The sequence below is a fragment of the Streptomyces sp. PH10-H1 genome, assembly GCF_030063355.1.
In the GTDB taxonomy this organism is placed as follows: domain Bacteria; phylum Actinomycetota; class Actinomycetes; order Streptomycetales; family Streptomycetaceae; genus Actinacidiphila.
On the sequence record NZ_JASISZ010000059.1, the window covers coordinates 34,378 to 51,952 of the forward strand.

13 protein-coding genes and 1 riboswitch are annotated in these 17,575 nt (G+C 72.7%); of the genes, 1 reads left to right on the top strand and 12 read right to left on the bottom strand.

Annotated elements, in window-relative coordinates:
* Nucleotides 1–57: 57 nt before the first annotated feature.
* From cobJ to QMK24_RS29410, 12 genes are all read right to left on the bottom strand, one after another.
* Nucleotides 58–1,758, bottom strand: a complete 1,701-nt coding sequence (cobJ, locus tag QMK24_RS29355; RefSeq protein ID WP_283469831.1) for a precorrin-3B C(17)-methyltransferase — start codon at nt 1,756–1,758, stop codon at nt 58–60.
* Nucleotides 1,759–1,812: 54 nt separating this feature from the next.
* Nucleotides 1,813–2,613 carry a precorrin-4 C(11)-methyltransferase gene (cobM, locus tag QMK24_RS29360; RefSeq protein ID WP_283469832.1) on the bottom strand — a complete coding sequence of 267 codons (801 nt, stop codon included), beginning with the start codon at nt 2,611–2,613 and terminating at the stop codon, nt 1,813–1,815.
* Entirely contained in the window at nt 2,610–3,338 is a 729-nt protein-coding gene (gene cobI / locus QMK24_RS29365; RefSeq protein ID WP_283469833.1) for a precorrin-2 C(20)-methyltransferase, read from the bottom strand. The genes cobM and cobI overlap by 4 nt, the downstream gene beginning before the upstream one ends.
* Nucleotides 3,335–4,789 (bottom strand): cobyrinic acid a,c-diamide synthase CobB, encoded by a 1,455-nt coding sequence (locus QMK24_RS29370; protein ID WP_283469834.1) that lies wholly within the window; start codon nt 4,787–4,789, stop codon nt 3,335–3,337. The genes cobI and QMK24_RS29370 overlap by 4 nt, the downstream gene beginning before the upstream one ends.
* Nucleotides 4,786–5,382, bottom strand: coding sequence for a cob(I)yrinic acid a,c-diamide adenosyltransferase (gene cobO, locus QMK24_RS29375; protein WP_283469835.1), 597 nt, complete (start codon nt 5,380–5,382; stop codon nt 4,786–4,788). The genes QMK24_RS29370 and cobO overlap by 4 nt, the downstream gene beginning before the upstream one ends.
* The gene (locus QMK24_RS29380) at nt 5,382–7,391 is read right to left on the bottom strand and encodes a putative cobaltochelatase (RefSeq protein ID WP_283469836.1); all 2,010 of its coding nucleotides are present in this window, start codon (nt 7,389–7,391) and stop codon (nt 5,382–5,384) included. The genes cobO and QMK24_RS29380 overlap by 1 nt, the downstream gene beginning before the upstream one ends.
* Complete coding sequence (gene cobN / locus QMK24_RS29385; protein ID WP_283469848.1) at nt 7,388–11,041, bottom strand: cobaltochelatase subunit CobN; 3,654 nt, start codon at nt 11,039–11,041, stop codon at nt 7,388–7,390. Before cobN ends, QMK24_RS29380 begins: the two co-directional genes overlap by 4 nt.
* Before the next feature lie 77 nt (nt 11,042–11,118).
* Complete coding sequence (locus QMK24_RS29390; RefSeq protein ID WP_283469837.1) at nt 11,119–12,654, bottom strand: cobyric acid synthase; 1,536 nt, start codon at nt 12,652–12,654, stop codon at nt 11,119–11,121.
* A complete protein-coding gene (locus tag QMK24_RS29395) occupies nt 12,651–13,658 on the bottom strand; it encodes a cobalamin biosynthesis protein (RefSeq protein WP_283469838.1) in 1,008 nt (335 codons plus the stop codon). The genes QMK24_RS29390 and QMK24_RS29395 overlap by 4 nt, the downstream gene beginning before the upstream one ends.
* Before the next feature lie 107 nt (nt 13,659–13,765).
* Nucleotides 13,766–13,959: riboswitch (cobalamin riboswitch) on the bottom strand.
* A 115-nt stretch (nt 13,960–14,074) separates the two neighbouring features.
* Complete coding sequence (locus tag QMK24_RS29400) at nt 14,075–14,296, bottom strand: hypothetical protein (protein WP_283469840.1); 222 nt, start codon at nt 14,294–14,296, stop codon at nt 14,075–14,077.
* A 46-nt stretch (nt 14,297–14,342) separates the two neighbouring features.
* Nucleotides 14,343–15,587: an inorganic phosphate transporter gene (locus QMK24_RS29405; protein ID WP_283469841.1), complete on the bottom strand. Its 1,245-nt coding sequence runs from the start codon at nt 15,585–15,587 to the stop codon at nt 14,343–14,345.
* Between the two features lie 144 nt (nt 15,588–15,731).
* Entirely contained in the window at nt 15,732–17,123 is a 1,392-nt protein-coding gene (locus tag QMK24_RS29410; protein ID WP_283469842.1) for an NAD(P)/FAD-dependent oxidoreductase, read from the bottom strand.
* A gap of 106 nt (nt 17,124–17,229) precedes the next feature.
* On the opposite strand from QMK24_RS29410, the gene QMK24_RS29415 reads away from it, so the two are divergent.
* Nucleotides 17,230–17,575, top strand: a 346-nt coding sequence (locus tag QMK24_RS29415) for a class II aldolase/adducin family protein (protein ID WP_283469843.1), incomplete at its 3' end; no start/stop codon positions are given.

Sequence of the window (17,575 nt, forward strand, 5' to 3'; positions counted from 1 at the left end):
GGGGTGTTTCGGTGGAGCGTCCGGCGGTGTACTGCGGGCCCGCGCCTGCCGCGCCGGTCATGTCTGCCACCGGTAGCCGCGCGGGGTCACCATACGGCCGGCCACGTTGCGGGTGGCGGTGTTGCCGACGGTCACCACGGTCACCATGTCGACCGTCGTCACATCCAGGTCCGCGATCGTCGTCACCTCGCTGCGCTCGTCAGGCCGGGACGCGGCGTGCACAACGCCGACCGGAGTGCTGGGGTGCCGGTGCTCCGCGAGCAGCGACATCGCCTTCGGCAACTGCCAGTCGCGGCCCCGGCTGCGGGGGTTGTAGAAGGTGACGATCAGATCGGACTCGGCCGCCGCTTTGACCCGGCGCTCGATGACGTCCCAGGGGGTGTGCAGGTCCGACAGGCTGATCGACACATGGTCGTGGCCCAGCGGCGCCCCCAGGATCGCGGCGGCGGCGAGCGCGGCCGTCACCCCGGGCACCCCCACGACGTCGATGTCGTCCGCCGCCTCTGCGAGCGCGGGGGAGGCCATCGCGTAGACACCCGCGTCGCCGCTGCCGATCAGCGCCACCGCATGGCCGGCGCGGGCCTGCGCCACGGCGGTACGGGCCCGCTCCTCCTCTGCGCCCAGGCCGGATTCCAGGATCCGGGTGCCGGGTCGCAGCAGGTCCCGGATCTGGTCGGCGTACTGGTCCAGGCCGACGATCACCGACGCCCGGCGCAGCTCCTCGCGGGCCCTCGGAGTCAGCAGATCGCGTGCGCCGGGGCCGAGCCCGACCACCGCGAGCCGGCCGCGCGGACGGCGCCGCGCCACGGCGGCGGTCGCCATAGCGGGCCCCGCCTGCGGAGCCGACTTCCGCTTGGGCACCAGCAGTTCACCACCGGGCGCCGCTGCGAGCGCCGCCGCCTCGGCGACGGACGGCGTGCCGACGGCCACCAGCGGCGCGTCCGACGGATTCGGCACGTCGATCGCGGCGAGCCGGGCCGCGTCGTACGTCACCAGCGGCACCCCGAGCCGCTCCGCGGCCTCGACGATCCCCGCCTCGTCCGCCTTCGCGTCGACGGTCGCCAACGCCGCGACCGAGCGCGGTGAGAGCCCGGCGCCGGCGAGCACGCTGCCGATCAGGGCCAGCACCTCGTCGGCCGGCACCCCGCGGCTGCCACCGACCCCCACCACCAGCGACGGCGGGCGCAGCACCACGCTGCGGTCATCCGCGCTGGTCACGCGGTCGGTGACGATGAGTGAGATGTCACTGTCAGTGGTGGCGGTTACGTTGGGTGGCAGAGCAGGAAGGGGGTGGACGCCATGGGGGGTGTCCAGACGTACGGGGGCACCGTCGAGGATCGCGCGGCTGACGGCCGCGACCGCGCCCTCGACGGGCCAGCCCAGCGTGTCGAGACCGGGCACACCGGTGGCATCGGTGGCCGTGGTGATCACCGGCCGGCAGCCCAGTACATCGGCGACGCGCTGCGCCAGATCGTTCGCACCGCCGCCATGGCCGCCCAGCAGGGCTATCGCGTGCTGACAGGTCTCGTCCACGGTCACGACGCCCGGGTCGGTGTCCTTGCCCCGCAGCAGGGGGGCGAGGAGGCGGACGACGGCGCCGGTGGCGAGGAAGCACACCAGCTGCTCGCATTCGGCGAAGGCGCGCCCGACCGCCTCGCGGACCGGCCCGTCGTAGATCCGGACATCGTCCGGCCAGGCGGTGGCCAGGTGTTCACAGCCGCGCTGCCCCGCCGAGGTGGCGGAAATCAGGCCGATCACAGGGATGCTCCTTCAGTGTGTGGTGCGTTCGGCGGTGCGATGTGTGGGGCGGTTCTATGCCTTGGACTCGCGCAGCGCGCGCCGGGCCACCGGGTCGGCCCTGCGGAAGCCGTGGAAGTGTCCCGGGTGGTACAGGTGCGAGCGGGTGCCGGCCGCCGCGAGGGCCGGTCCGACGAGGAAGAGGGTGTGCTTCCAGAGCTTGTGCTCCTTGACGGTCTCCTCCAGCGTCGCGATCGTGCAGCGCAGCACCAGCTCCTCCGGCCACGTCGCCTGGTAGGCGATCACGACCGGGGTCTCCGTCGGATAGCCGCCCTCCAGCAGCTCGGTGACCAGCTGGCCCGACCGGGCGGCCGAGAGGAACAGCGCCATCGTGGTGCCGTGCCGCGCGAACTCCCGTACCTCCTCGCCCGGCGGCATCGGCGTCTTGCCACCGCCCAGCCGCGTCAGGATCACCGACTGCGCGACCTCGGGGATCGTCAGCTCGCGCTGCGCGATGGCCGCGACCGCGGAGAAGGAGGAGACACCCGGAATGATCTCGACCTCGATGCCGAGCGCGTCGCACCGGTCGACCTGCTCCTGGGTGCCGCCCCACAGCGCCGGGTCGCCGGAGTGGATCCGCGCAACCAGCAGATCCTGTGCCTGCGCCCGCTCATAGACCGCGACGACGTCCTCCAGCGACATCGTCGCCGAGTCCAGGATCTCCGCGCCCTCGCGGGCGTGCTCCAGGACCTCCGCCTGCACCAGGCTCGCCGCCCAGATGACGACGTCGGCGGCCGCGATCGCGCGGGCCGCCCGGAAGGTCAGCAGGTCGGCCGCGCCCGGCCCCGCCCCCACGATGGTCACTTTGCCGGTCACAGCTTGCCTCCACGGGTGTCCCGGCGGGCGGGAGCGATCAGGGTCGAGAGATAGGGCAGCGGCCCTTCGAGCAGCTCGGCGGCGGGCCGGATCGACTCCTCGGGCAGCCCGAGCGCCGAACCCCACACGGCGCCCTCGGTCCTGCCGGTCTCCCGCAACGCGGTCGCGACCTCCGCCGCCAGCCGTCCGAACTTGTACGCCACGACGGTCCCAGGACCCTCCAGGGCTTCCTTCAGCACCGCCGCCCCGGCCGTGACGGGCACGAGCGTCAACGGCTCGGTCCCCTCCGCCAGTACGGCCCCGCTGCGCGCGGCCAGATCCTGCATCGCGGTGATGCCGGGGATGGTCTCGACGGCGACGCCGGCGGCCAACTCCCCGACGGTCAACGCGAGATAGGTGAACGTGGAGTAGACGTTGGGGTCGCCGATCGTCGCGAACGCCACCGTGCCGTGGCACCGCAGCAGCTCGGCCACCTGCTCGCCCGCCGCGTCCCACGCGGCCTCCCGACGAGCACGGTCGGTCCGCTCGTTGAGCGCGAACACGATCCGTACGACCTTCTCCGGCTCCACGTAGTGCAGCACGGTCGCCTCCGCCCTGCCCCGTTCAAGGGTGTCCATGACGGGCACGACCACGACCGCCGCCGCCCGCAGCGCGTTCACGCCCTTGACGGTCACCAGCTCCGGATCGCCGGGGCCCACCCCGACCCCGATCAGCCGCCCGCTCATTCGGAACACCCCTCCACCAGTCTTCGGGCCGCGCTCGGAACGGCGGCCCAGTGCACATGCAGATACGAGGCGTGCACGCCCCCCTGGACGAATCCCTCGACGCGGCGCCCCGGCCGCGTGACGCCCCACGCGGGCGTGGCACCGGCGCCCGGTTCGATCACCGTGCGGTGGAACTCGTGTCCCCGTACCCGCGTCCCGGTCTCGGCCAGCACGCTGTCCGAGACCGCCACCGCCTCGCGGTACCCGAGCGTCAGCCGCTCCGACATCCGCGCCTCGGCGTCCAGCACCCCGCACATCGGCTTTCCGTCCAGCGACCGCGCCAGATACAGCAGTCCCGCGCATTCGGCGGCGACCGGCGCTCCCGAGCCGGCCAGCGCCGCCACCGCTTTGCGCAGTGGCTCGTTCGCCGACAGCTCGGGGGCGTACATCTCGGGGAAGCCGCCACCGATCACCAATCCGGCGGTTTCGTCCGGCAGTTGCTCGTCACGCAGCGGGTCGAACGTCACCACCTCCGCGCCGGCCGCCGTCAGCAGCTCCGTATGCTCCGCATAGGAGAACGTGAACGCGGCCCCGCCCGCGACCGCGACCACGGGGCGCCTGCGGCGGGCCGTTTCCCCTTGCCCGCCCCTTCCCGGAACGAGGGGGCTCGGCCCCCTGGACCCCCGGTCCTCAAACGCCGGACGGGCCGGGACGGGGTCCGGGGTCCAGGGTTCGGCGGTCAAGGGCGGGGCGCTGCGCGCCAGGGCGAGCAGGCCCTCCAGGTCGCATCCCGCGCGCACCTGCGCAGCCATCGCGGCCACCGCCGCAACCGCATCGGCCCGTCGCTCGGCGACCGGCACCAGGCCAAGGTGCCGCGACGGGCAACCGACCTGGTCGGCCCGGAGCAGGGCGCCGAACACCGGGACGCCGGACTCGTCCAGCGCCTCGCGCAGCAGTTCCTCGTGGCGGTCGGAGCCGACCTTGTTGAGGATGACGCCCGCGACCCGGACCTCCGGGTCCCAGGACGCGAAGCCGTGTACGAGCGCGGCCACGGACCGGGACTGCGCGGAGGCGTCGACGACCAGCACCACCGGCGCGCGCAGCAGCTTCGCCACATGGGCGGTCGATGCCAGTTCGCCCTGTCCGGCAGCACCGTCGTACAGACCCATGACGCCCTCGACGACCGCCAGGTCCGCCCCGGCCGCCCCGTGCAGGAAGAGTGGGGCGACCAGGTCGGGGCCGCACATGAAGGCATCGAGATTCCGCCCCGGGCGGCCGGTCGCGAGTGCGTGGTAGCCCGGGTCGATGTAGTCCGGGCCGACCTTGTGCGGGGACACGGCGAGGCCGGCCTCTGTGAAGGCCGCCATCAGGCCGGTGGCCACGGTGGTCTTGCCGCTGCCGGACGACGGCGCGGCGATGACCAGCCGGGGCAGGTGCGCCGCAGCGGTTGCGGCAGGGGCGGACGAGGTCACCACTCGATGCCCCGCTGGCCCTTCTGGCCCGCGTCCATCGGGTGTTTGACCTTGGTCATGTCGGTCACGAGATCGGCGGCCTCGAGCAGCTTCTCGGGCGCGTTCCGGCCGGTGATGATCACGTGCTGGGTACCGGGGCGGTCGTTCAGGACCTGGATCACCTCGTCGGTGTCCACCCAGCCCCAGTGCATCGGGTATGCGAACTCGTCCAGCACGTACAGCTGGTACGCCTCGGCGGCCAGGTCCCGCTTGACCTGCTCCCAGCCCTCCCGGGCCGCCTCCTCGCTGTCGGCGATGTCGCGCTGCACCCAGGACCAGCCCTCGCCCATCTTGTGCCAGGCGACCGTCCCGCCCTCGCCGGAGTCGCCGAGCACCCGCAGCGCCCGCTCCTCGCCGACCTTCCACTTCGCCGACTTGACGAACTGGAACACTCCGACCGGCCAGCCCTGGTTCCAGGCGCGCAGCGCGAGCCCGAAGGCGGCCGTCGACTTCCCCTTGCCGGTGCCCGTGTGCACGATCGTCAGTGGCCGGTTGCGGCGCTGGCGCGTCGTGAGCCCGTCGTCCGGCACGCTGTTCGGCTGTCCCTGAGGCATTACGCGACCCTCCGCACATCTCGTACCAGCGCGGACACGGTGTCCGCGCGCAGCTCTTCCAACGTCACGGCGGTTCCGGCGAGATCGCGGGCGAGCGCGCCCGCCAGCCCGAGCCGCACGGGACCCGACTCGCAGTCGACCACGACCGACGCCACGCCCTCGGCATTCAGCAGCTGCGCCGCCCGTGACGCCAGCCGCACCGGCTCGGGACCGCCCGTCGCCCGGCCGTCCGTCACCACGACCAGCAGCGGCCGGCGGGACGAGTCCCGCAGCCGCTCGATCCGCAGCACCTCGCGCGCCTTCAACAGCCCGGCGGCGAGCGGCGTCCTGCCGCCCGTCGGCAGCACCCGCAGCCGCGCCGCGCCCGCCTCGACCGACGAGGTCGGCGGCAGCGCCAGCTCGGCGTCCGTGCCACGGAAGGTGATCATGCCGATCTTGTCGCGCCGCTGGTACGCGTCCATCAGCAGCGACAGGACGGCGCCCTTCACGGCGCTCATGCGCTGCCGGGCGGCCATCGAGCCGGAGGCGTCGACGACGAAGAGCACGAGATTCGACTCCTTGCCCTCCTTCACGGCCTGGCGCAGATCGTCCTTCCTGATCACCAGTCCTGGACCGCTGCGGCCGCGCGCCCGCTGGTGCGGGGCCGCGGCATGCACGGTCGCCGCCAGGTGCAGCTTGGTCAGCTGGCCCTGCGGCCGCCGGGCGCTGGTCGTCCGGCCGTGCGCGGTACGCGCCCTGGACCGCCGCCCGGCCGCGCCCTCGCCCATCCCCGGGATCGTGAACGCCTTCGTCTTGAACGGCTCGCCGGCCGTAGCGGCGCTCTGCTCGCCGCCACCGGAGGCGCCGCCCGGCTGCTCCTGCCGTTGTTCCTGCTGGTCGCCTCGATCAGGACCGTCATCAGGACCGTCATCAGGCCCGCCGTCCGGCCCGCCCTCCGGCGGCTTGCCGCCGCCGTCATCGGGACCCTCCGGGTCGGGATCGTCCTCCGGGTCCGGGCCGCCACTGTTCTGCTCCAGCGTGTCGTCCAGCTTGTCCTCGTCGAGGCCCGGCGCGTCGAACGGGTTGCGGCGCCGGCGGTGCGGCAGCGCCAGCAGCGCGGCCTGCCGTACGTCCTCCGCGATGACCTCGGTCCGCCCGTCCCAGGCGGCCAGCGCGGTCGCGGTACGCGCCATCACGATGTCCGCGCGCATCCCGTCGACCTCGAACGCGGCACAGGTCGCGGCGATCTGGCGCAGCGCCCGGTCGCCCAGTACCACGGACGGCAGCAGCGCCCGCGCCGCCACGATCCGCGCGCGCAGCGCGTCCTCGTCCCCGGCCCACTTCCCGGCGAACGCCCCCGGGTCCTCGTCGTAGGCGAGGCGCCGCCGTACGACCTCGACGCGCTCGTCCGTCTCGCGCGAGGCCGCCACCTCCACCGTCAGCCCGAACCGGTCGAGGAGTTGCGGACGCAGCTCGCCCTCCTCGGGGTTCATGGTGCCGACGAGCAGGAAGCGGGCCGCGTGCCGTACGGAGACGCCTTCGCGCTCCACGTAGGACGCGCCCATGGCGGCGGCGTCCAGGAGGAGATCGACCAAATGATCATGCAGCAGGTTCACTTCGTCGACGTACAGCACCCCCCGGTGCGCGTCGGCCAGCAGGCCGGGCTCGAACGACTTCTTGCCCTCGGACAGCGCCCGTTCGATGTCCAGCGAACCGACCAGCCGGTCCTCCGAGGCGCCGACCGGCAGTTCCACCATCCGCGCGGCGCGGGCTATGCCCGTACCGCCCTCGTGCGGGCCGTCCGGGCACACCGGGTCCGGCCCGGCCGGATCACAGGAGAACCGGCACCCGCCGACGACGTCGACTTCGGGCAACAGGGTGGAGAGCGCGCGCACGGCGGTCGACTTGGCGGTGCCCTTCTCGCCGCGAACGAGCACGCCGCCGATCGCCGGGGACAGCGCGTTGAGCAGCAGCGCGAGCCGCAGGTCGGTCATACCGACAATTGCTGTGAACGGATAAGGGGTGCTCATGCGTCGCCTTCCAGGTCGCCTTCGAGCTGCAGATAGATTTCGCGGAGCCGGGTCAGGGTCTCCGGGTCGGGTTCCGCCCACAGACCCCGGTCGGCCGCCTCCAGCAGCCGCTCGCTGATGCCTCTCAACGCCCAGGGGTTGGACTTCTTCATGAAGTCCTGGTTCTCCTTGTCGAACACGTACTCCGCCGCGAGGCGCTGGTACATCCAGTCGTCCACCACGCCGGCCGTCGCGTCAAAGCCGAAGAGGTAGTCCACGGTCGCGGCCATCTCGAATGCGCCCTTGTAGCCGTGGCGCCGCATCGCCGCCATCCAGCGGGGGTTGACCACCCGGGCCCGGAACACCCGGTGGGTCTCCTCGCCCAGCGTGCGGGTCTTGACCTGGTCGGTCGTCGCGCTGTCGCCGACGTACGCGGCGGGGGAGACGCCGGTGAGGTGGCGCGTCATCGCCACCATGCCGCCGTGGTACTGGAAGTAGTCGTCGGCATCCACGATGTCGTGTTCCCTCGTGTCGACATTTTTCGCCGCCACCTGGATGCGGCGGAACGCCTGCTCCATGTCCCCGCGGGCCGCGCGCCCGCCGAGGCCGCGGCCGTACGCGTAGCCGCCCCAGACCGCGTAGACCTCGGCGAGGTCCGCGTCGCTGCGCCAGTTCCGCGCGTCGATCAGCGGCAGCAGACCGGCCCCGTACGCGCCCGGCTTGGAGCCGAAGATGCGGGCTGTCGCCCGCCGGCGGTCGCCGTGTGCCGCGGTGTCCTCGTCGGCGTGGGCCCGTACGAAGTTCTGCTCTGCGGGCTCGTCGAGTTCCGCGACGGTCTGGACGGCGTCGTCGAGGAGTTGGATGACGTGCGGGAAGGCGTCGCGGAAGAAGCCGGAGATGCGGACCGTCACATCGATGCGCGGGCGGCCCAGCTCCTCCAGATCCACAACCTCGAAGCCGGTGACGCGGCGTGAGGCGTCGTCCCAGACGGGGCGGCAGCCCAACAGGGCGAGGATTTCGGCGATGTCGTCGCCCTGGGTGCGCATGCAGGACGTGCCCCACACCGTGAGGCCCACCGACTTCGGGTACACGCCGGTGTCGGTGAGGTGCCGCTCCAGCAGCGAGTCGGCGAGGGCCGTGCCGACGTCCCAGGCGAGCCGGGACGGGATGGCCTTGGGGTCGACCGAGTAGAAGTTCCGCCCGGTCGGCAGGACGTTGACCAGACCGCGGGTCGGAGAACCGGACGGACCGGCCGGCACATAGCCGCCGCGCAGCGCGCGCAGGATGTTGTCGATCTCGTCCGTCGTACGGTCGAGCCTCGGGACGACTTCCCTGGCGGCGAACTGCAGGATGCGGACGACATCAGGAACGATCAGGTCGAGTGTGTCCTCCACGAACCTCTCGATCGCCGGCAGGTCGTCCGGCCAGCCGTGCGCGTCCATCAGCGTGGCCAGCTGCCCCGCGAGCGTTTCCAGCATGTCGATGGCGTCGGAAGCGGTACGGGCGGGCCCCCCGACCAGTCCCGCCAGCGCCTCCGGCACTTCGATCCGTGCGCCCGGCTCGGCCAGCAGCGCCTTCTCGTTCAGGCCGAACGCCTCGGCCATCGCCGCCCGCAGACCCGGCAGCGCCGCGCCCACGCCGCCCCACACCTGGGACGAACGCAGGATGGCCAGCACCAGGTTGATGCGGGCCGCGCCGACCGGCCCCGCGCCGAGGATGTGGAGGCCGTCGCGGATCTGGACGTCCTTGATCTCACAGAGCCAGCCGTCGATGTGCAGGACGAAGTCGTCGAAGGCGTCCTCGTCGGGCTGGTCGTCCACATGCAGGTCGTGATGGAGTTCGGCGGCCCGAACCAGCGTCCAGATCCGGCTGCGGAGGGCCGGGGTCTTCGTCGGGTCCAGGTCGGAGACGAGCGCGTACTCGTCGAGGAGCTGTTCCAGCTTGGCGAGGTCGCCGTAGCTGTCGGCGCGCGCCATCGGCGGGACCAGGTGGTCCACGACGGTGGCATGGCCGCGGCGCTTGGCCTGGGTGCCCTCGCCAGGGTCGTTGACGATGAACGGGTAGATGAGCGGCAGCTCGCCCAGCACCGCGTCCGGCGCGCAGCCCGCCGACAGGCCGAGGCCCTTGCCCGGCAGCCACTCCATCGTGCCGTGCTTGCCCATGTGGACGATGGCGTCGGCGCCGAAGGTCCGGTCGAGCCAGCGATAGGCCGCCATGTAGTGGTGCGAGGGCGGCATGTCCGGGTCGTGGTAGATCGCGATCGGGTTCTCGCCGAAGCCGCGCGGCGGCTGGATCATGACCACGACATTGCCGAACCGCAGCGACGCCAGAACGATGTCCTCGCCGTCGAGGTAGAGGGAGCCCGGCGGCTCGCCCCAGTGCTCCAGCATTCCGGCGCGCAGTTCGGGGTCCAGCGTCGCGAACCACCGCCGGTAGTCGGCGAGCGGTACGCGGGCCGGTGCGGCGGACAGCTGCTCCTCGGTGAGCCACTCCACGTCGTGGCCTCCGGCGGCGATCAGCCGGTGGATCAACTCGTCGCCGTCGTCAGGGTAGCCGTCGACCGTGTATCCGGCGCCGCGGAGGGCGTGCAGCAGGCCGACGGCCGAGGCCGGGGTGTCCAGGCCGACGGCGTTGCCGACCCGTGAGTGCTTGGTGGGGTAGGCGGTGAAGACGACCGCGAGCTTCTTGTCCGCGTTCGGCGTGTGCTTGAGCGCGGCGTGCCGGACCGCGATCCCGGCGACGCGCGCGGCCCGTTCGGGGTCGGCGACGTACACCGGCACCTCGCCCTCCCCGGTCTCCTTGAAGGAGAACGGGACGGTGATCAGCCGGCCGTCGAACTCCGGGATCGCCACTTGCATCGCCGCGTCCATCGGCGACAGCGCCGCGTCCGAGTCCTGCCAGGTCGCGCGCGATGAGGTCAGGCACAGGCCCTGGAGCACCGGGATGTCCAGGTCGGCGAGGGCGCCGATGTCCCACGCCTCGTCGTCCCCGCCCGCCGAGGCGTCCGAGGCGCGGGTGCCGCCGGACGCGAGGACGGTGGCGATCAGTGCGTCCGCCCGGCCCAGCAGCGTGTAGAGGCCGGCCTCGGCGCCGCGCAGCGTCCCGCAGAATACGGGGAGGGCGTTGGCGCCCTTCGCCTCGATCGCGGCGCACAGCGTTTCCACGAAGCCGGTGTTCCCGGACAGTTCGTGCGCCCGGTAGAAGAGCACGCCGACGGTCGGGCGGCCCTCGGTGAACGGGTGGGCCCCGTGCGTCCCGTACTGCGGCATCGCGGCGGGGGGCTCGAAGCCCTCACCGGTCAGCAGCACCGTGTCCGACAGAAAGCGTGCCAGCTCCGTCAGGTTCGCCGGGCCGCCCTCGACCAGATAGCGCAGCGCCTCCGCGACGACCCCGGCCGGAACCGACGATTCCGCCATCAGCTCGGCGTCCGGCACGGATTCCCCGCCCAGCAGCACTGTCGGGATCCCGGACGTACGCAGCGCCGCGAGCCCGTCCTCCCAGGCGCGCTTGCCGCCGAGCAGCCGCACGACGGCGATGTCCACGCCGTCGGTCAGCGCGGGCAGGTCGCCGGGGGTGACGCGGGTCGGGTTGCCGATCCGGTAGTCCGCGCCGGAGGCACGGGCCGCCAGCAGGTCCGTATCGGCGGTCGACAGCAGCAGAACGGTGGTCACGGTGCCCCCGGAGAGATTCGCGTTCATGGCGTCCCTGGCGGGATTCGTGTTCGTGGCGTCCCTGGCGGGATACGTGTTCATGGCATCCCCGGCGGGATGAAGGGGAGGCCGGCGGGTGCGCCGTCCTCGATGAGCCGCATGAGCGCGGCGGTGTCCGCGTGCTCTTCGATCAGGTCGCCGAGGCGGTCGAGCTGCTCCTCGCGCAGCATGCCGAACGACGTGTCCGGCGCGGGCACGAAGCGGCGGTCCGCCAGCTCCGCGACCTGGCGCAGGAAGGCCCGGCGGTAGCCATCGTTCTCCAGCAGGCCGTGCCAGTGGGTGCCCCAGACGGAGCCGTACCGGATGCCGCCCGGGATCGACTCGTCGCCGTCGATCACCCGGGCGACCCCGTGGTGGATCTCGTACCCCTCCACCCGCTCGCCGAGGGCCTCTTCGACGGGCCGGGCCAGGGTCTTCTCCGCCGCGAAACGGATCGTCACCGGCAGCAGGTCGAGGCCCTTGACGAGCCCGGCGCGCGACTCGACGTCGTCCTCGATGGTCTCGGCGAGCATCTGGTATCCGCCACAGATGCCCAGGACCGGGCGGTTCTCCTGCTCCGCCCGGTGGACGATCGCGTCCGCCAGCCCGCGCTCGCGCAGCCAGGCCAGCGCCCTGACCGTGCCGCGCGTGCCCGGCAGCACCACCAGATCGGCGTCGGCGAGCTCCTCGGGCCGGTCCACGAAGCGCACGATGACGCCCGGTTCCGCGGCCAGCGCGTCGACGTCGGTGAAGTTCGACATCAGCGGTACGGCGACCACGGCGACGCGCAGCAGGTCCTCGCCGTGCGGCGGCGCGACCATCGACTCCCGTACGGCGCCGCGCATCGAGACCCGCAGCCCGTCCTCCTCGTCGATGCCGAGACCGTGCGCGAAGGGCAGTACGCCGAGGACGGATCGCCCGGTCAGACCGCGCAGCATGTCCAGGCCCGGTTCGAGCAGGGAGACGTCCCCGCGGAACTTGTTGACGAGATAGCCGCAGACCAGCGCCTGGTCCTCGGCGCTCAGCAGCGCCGTCGTGCCGAAGAACGAGGCGAAGACGCCGCCCCGGTCGATGTCCCCGACCACGACGACCGGCAGCCGCGCCGCCCGTGCCAGGCCCATGTTGACGATGTCGTTGCGCCGCAGGTTGATCTCGGCCGGACTGCCCGCCCCTTCACAGATCACCGCGTCATACGTGCCCCGCAGTTCGGCCAGGCATTCCACCACGGTCGGCAGCAGTGAGGGCTGCCGCCCCGCGTGGTAGCCGCGGGCGCTCATCTCGCCCACCGCCTTGCCCAGCAGCACCACTTGGCTGCTGCTGTCGCTGCCCGGCTTGAGCAGCACCGGGTTCATCAGCGCCGTCGGCTCGACGCGCGCCGCCTGCGCCTGCATCGCCTGCGCCCGCCCGATCTCCGCGCCCTCGCGCGTTACGAACGAGTTGAGCGACATGTTCTGCGCCTTGAAGGGGGCGACCTTCACGCCCTCCCTGACCAGCCAGCGGCAGATGCCCGCCGTGACGACGCTCTTGCCCGCGTCGGACGTGGTCCCGGCGACCAGCAGCCCTCCTCCGATGCGTTGTGCGCTGCGCGTGCTCATTCGGTTCCTCCCTCGGTGGCAGAACGCCGCCGGCCGCTGACGGCGGCCCCGTCGGGCCTGCGTGCCGCCAGGAGCGCGGTGGCGCCCAGCCGGGTGGTGACGGAGACGGCCAGAGCCAGGACGCCCACGCGGCGTGAGAGGCGGACGGCGCGGGCGATGTCGGGTACCTCCACCGGGCGGTTCCCGGCGCCGAGGACCGGGCGGTGTTCGACACGGCCCGCGTAGGCGAGGGTGCCGCCGAGGCGGACGCCGAGGGCTCCGGCGAACGAGGCTTCGACGGGGCCGGCGTTGGGGCTGGGGTGTTGGCGGGCGTCGCGGCGCCAGACGCGGAGCGCGCCGCGCGGGTCGGGTCCGGCGAGTACGGCCAGGACGGCGGTCAGCCGGGCGCCGGGCCAGCCGGCGACGTCGTCGAGGCGGGCGGAGGCCCAGCCGAACCGGCGGTAGTGCGCGGACTTGTGACCGGCCATCGCGTCGAGGGTGTTGACGGCGCGGAAGCCGATGAGTCCCGGCACACCGCCGGCCGCGCCCCAGACCAGTGCCCCCACGACCGCGTCCGAGGTGTTCTCGGCCACGGATTCCACCACGGCCCGGGCGATCTGCTGGGCGTCCAGCGCCTGCGGGTCGCGCCCGCACAGGTTCGGCAGCCGCTCGCGCGCCACGTCGAGGTCGCCCGCCTCCAGCGCGGAGGCGACGGCCAGCGCCTCGCGGCCCAGGGAGCTGCCGCCCAGCACCGACCAGGTGGCGGCCGCGGCCAGGGCGGCGGTAGCGGCAGGCGAGGACCGTACGGCTCGGGCGGCCAGTGCGGCGCCCGCGGTGGCGCCGCCCGCGCACAGCGTGGTGTAGAGCGCGCCGCGGCCGCGGTGGTCGCGCCACAGCAGGCGTTCGGCGGCCGCCGCCGCGCGGCCGAACGCGGCGACCGGGTGGCCGCGGCGAGGGTCGCCCGCGATCAGGTCGCCGAGATAGCCGAGGGCGGCGCCGCACGCGAAGGCGTGTCCGGCTCGCACGGTGTCAGCCCGCCGTCACGCCTCGACGGGACAGGGCCTGGGGGACTGGTGGGGTACGACGGCGGCCGGGCATGGCAGGAGTCCTCACTCAGGGTCCGCGCCCTGGTTCGACGTGACCGGCGGTGAGAGTCTCCTGGCTCCCGGATCGCGCACCCCGGGCCTGCCGGCCGATCGCTCGGCCATGACCTTCGGGTTGGGGTGCGACTCCCCGGTGACAGTGGCGGGACCGCGCCGGATTCACACCGGACTTCCTCTCCTACCGCCGTATGGCACCGGGCAGTCCACCACGTGCCGCGAACCCCGTCAACTCACCGTTGACCTGCGGCGGGAGATGTGCGAAGGCCCACATCCGCGGGGTCGCGGGTGCGGGCCTCCACCGTGGTGCGGCTGTGACTGCGGCTGCGGCTGTGCGGTCGTCAGGCGACGATCAGGAAGATGCCGTACGCGACGGCCGCCGCGCAGAGCGCGAAGCACGCGTAGGCGCCGGTCCTGGCCAGTACGGCCGAACCGCCCTGGGCGGCGCCGGATTCCCGCTTGGCGAGGCTGACGATGCCGAGGGTGAAGACGCCCACCAGCCCGATGGTCACCGCGAGGGTGACGCCGAGGACGGTGCCGAGGGCCTGCCAGTCGATCTGCATGGTGCTGATTCCTTCCGGGCCGTGGTCGGGCCGTGGTCGGGCCGGGTCAGGCCGTGGCCGGTGCGGCGTCGGCGGTGGAGCCGACGGCCGACGGGGCCGGAATGGTCGCGGCGAGCGGGGCGACGGGACCGGCGGGCGGCGGGGTGACGGCCGCGATGGCGGCGGTGACCGCACCCTGCGGCTCGGCGGGGAGCTCGTTGACGTTGCTGTGGTCGATCGGCTTGCGGCGCGCGGCGAGCCAGATCGCGGTGCAGGCCGCGAGCGCCAGGACGGCGACCGCGGTGATGCCCCACGTGCCCCGGTCGGCCAGCAGCGCGGCGCCCGCGGCGACCAGGCCGGCGGCGGGCAGCGTCAGACCCCAGGCGGCGACCATGCGGCCCGCGGTGCTCCAGCGGACCACCGAGCCCTTGCGGCCGACGCCCGAACCCATCACGGAGCCGGAGCAGACCTGGGTGGTGGACAGCGCGAAACCGAGGTGCGACGAGGCCAGGATGGTGGCCGCGGCGCCGGTCTGGGCGGCGAAGCCCTGCGGCGCCTCGATGTCGGTGAGGCCCTTGCCCATGGTGCGGATGATCCGCCAGCCGCCGAGGTACGTGCCGAGCGCGATCGCCGTGCCGGCCGCGACGATGACCCACATCGGGGGGTCGGCGTGCGGGGCGACGACCCCGCCGGTGATCAGCGCGAGGGTGATGACGCCCATCGTCTTCTGCGCGTCGTTGGTGCCGTGCGCGAGCGAGACCAGGCCGGCCGAGGCGATCTGCCCGGCCCGGTAGCCCTTCGCGGTCGCCTTCGGATCGCTGTTACGGCCGATCCGGTAGGTGAGCTTGGTGGCGAGCATGGCGGCCAGGCCCGCGACGAGCGGGGCGGCGAGTGCCGGGATCAGGACCTTCATGACGACCTTGTCGCCGTTGACGCCATGGGCGCCGACGGAGACCAGGGTCGCGCCGATGAGACCGCCGAACAGGGCGTGCGAAGAGCTGGAGGGAAGCCCGGCCAGCCAGGTCAGCATGTTCCAGACGATGGCGCCGACCAGCCCCGCGAAGATGACTTCGGGTCTGATGCCCGCGCTTTCGTCGATGATGCCGCCGGAGATGGTCTTGGCGACTTCCACGGACAGGAAGGCGCCGACGAGGTTCAGCACGGCGGACATGGCCACCGCCGTCTTGGGCTTGAGCGCGCCGGTGGAGATGGTGGTGGCCATCGCGTTGGCGGTGTCGTGGAAACCGTTCGTGAAATCAAACACGAGAGCGGTCACGATCACGATTCCGATCAGGAGCGTGATGTTTTCCATTTACCCAGGCAATCGTCTAATCGGACAGTGGCGGTGGCGACCGTACGGATCCTTGATGAACGGAAGGTTAACTGACGGCGGCCGCATGGTGCCGGTGCCCGCGCACCGGTTTCTTCCGGCCAACGCGACTGCTGGGAGGGCGTTTCAGTGCCGCCCGGAGATCCGGTCCGCGAGCCGCGCGACCCGGTCCGTCGCCGCGGTGCGTCCGGCCAGCTCACGGCGGTCGGCGCCGCGGTAGGCCGCGTACATTCCGTGCACCCCGAGCCAGCGGAGGGGCTCCGGTTCCCAGCGCCGCACCCGGTGTCCGACCCACGGCAGCGCGGTCAGTTCGGTGCCGTGGCCCTGGCCCGAGTCCAGCTGGACCAGATCGCGCAGCGTCCGCGCGGCCAGGTTCGCCGTCGCGACACCACTGCCGACGTAGCCGCCGGCCCACCCCAGCCCGGTGGCCCGGTCCAGCTGCACGCTCGCGCACCAGTCGCGGGGCACGCCCAGCACTCCCGACCAGGCGTGCTCGATCGCCACCCCGGCGGTGGCGGGGAAGAAGCGGACGAGGATCTCGCGCAGCGCCTCGATGGTGGCCGGCTGCGTACGCCCGTCGTTGTCCGTCCGCGAGCCGAAGCGGTACGGCACTCCGCGCCCGCCCAGCGCGATCCGGTCGTCGGCGGTGCGCTGCGCGTACATGTAGGCGTGCGCCATGTCGCCGAGCGCCTCCCGCCCCTGCCATCCGATGGTGTCCCAGACCTGCCGGGGCAACGGCTCGGTCACGATCATCGACGAGTTCATCGGCAGCCAGACCCGCTTCTGCCCCTTCACCGAAGCCGTGAAGCCCTCGGTACAGCGCAGCACATACGGGGCACGCACCGTTCCGTACGGCGTGACCGCGTGTTTCGGCTTGATCTCGGTCACCGCGGTCGACTCGTGGATCACCACGCCCAGCGCCTCGACGGCCCTCGCCAGCCCCTGCAGCAGCTTCACCGGATGGATCCGGGCGCCGTGCGGCGTCCAGGTGCCGCCGGCCGTCCCCGCCACCCGTACCCGTTCCGCCGACTCGCGGGCGCCCAGCAGCAGCCGGTCCTTCTCACCGAAGGCCGTCTCCGCCTCGTGGAACGCCTTCAGCCGGGCGAGCTGCGCGGGGGAGTGCGCCACCTCCAGCACCCCGCCCTTGTGGATGTCGGCGTCGATGCCCTCCTCGGCGGCGACCCGCACCACCTCGTCCACCGTCTCGTTCATCGCGTGCTGGAGCGCGACGGCGGCGTCCCGGCCGTGCAGCTTCGCGTAGCGGTCGCGGCCCGCGATGCCGTTGTACAGCCAGCCGCCGTTGCGGCCGGAGGCCCCGTAGCCGCAGAACTTCTGCTCCAGCACCGTGATCCGCAGGAACGGCACGGCCTTCTTCAGGTAGTAGGCGGTCCACAGGCCCGTGTAACCGCCGCCGACGATGCAGACGTCGGCGGTCGTGTCGCCCGGCAGCGGCTCACGCGGTACGGGAACGCCGGTCTGCGCGTACCAGAAGGAGATGCCGCCGTTGACGGTGGTCATAATGCCCCTGCAATCCGTGTGCGGCCATGGTGTGCGGCCATTGGTGTGCGGGACGGTACTGCGCCCCGCGAGCGCGCGGCAACGGCCAACCTGTAAGGATCGTCCGATGCGCGATGCCATGGAGAAAGCCTGGTCGGACCTGGTCGCCACGGCCCGGCGCAGCGTCGCGGACGGCCTGGTGGTCGGTACGTCCGGCAATGTATCGGTCCGGGTGGGGGACCTGGTGCTGGTGACCCCGACCGGCGTCCCCTACGACCGGCTGGGACCGGTCGACGCCGTCGCGGTCGGTCTCGACGGCGTACAGGTCGCCGGACGGCTGCGCCCCACCAGCGAACTGCCCCTGCACCTGGCCGTCTACCGCGGCACCGGGGCGCGGGCCGTCGTGCACACCCACGCCGTGCACGCCACGGCCGTTTCCACCCTGGTGGACGAACTGCCGGCCGTCCACTACA

What these genes read in the sequence shown, in the direction of transcription:
- QMK24_RS29405 (WP_283469841.1), bottom strand. Translation starts at nt 15,587, where the DNA reads ATGGAAAACATCACGCTCCTGATCGGAATCGTGATCGTGACCGCTCTC.
- QMK24_RS29400 (WP_283469840.1), bottom strand. Translation starts at nt 14,296, where the DNA reads ATGCAGATCGACTGGCAGGCCCTCGGCACCGTCCTCGGCGTCACCCTC.
- QMK24_RS29380 (WP_283469836.1), bottom strand. Translation starts at nt 7,391, where the DNA reads ATGAGCACCCCTTATCCGTTCACAGCAATTGTCGGTATGACCGACCTG.
- cobI (WP_283469833.1), bottom strand. Translation starts at nt 3,338, where the DNA reads ATGAGCGGGCGGCTGATCGGGGTCGGGGTGGGCCCCGGCGATCCGGAG.
- QMK24_RS29390 (WP_283469837.1), bottom strand. Translation starts at nt 12,654, where the DNA reads ATGAGCACGCGCAGCGCACAACGCATCGGAGGAGGGCTGCTGGTCGCC.
- cobO (WP_283469835.1), bottom strand. Translation starts at nt 5,382, where the DNA reads ATGCCTCAGGGACAGCCGAACAGCGTGCCGGACGACGGGCTCACGACG.
- QMK24_RS29410 (WP_283469842.1), bottom strand. Translation starts at nt 17,123, where the DNA reads ATGACCACCGTCAACGGCGGCATCTCCTTCTGGTACGCGCAGACCGGC.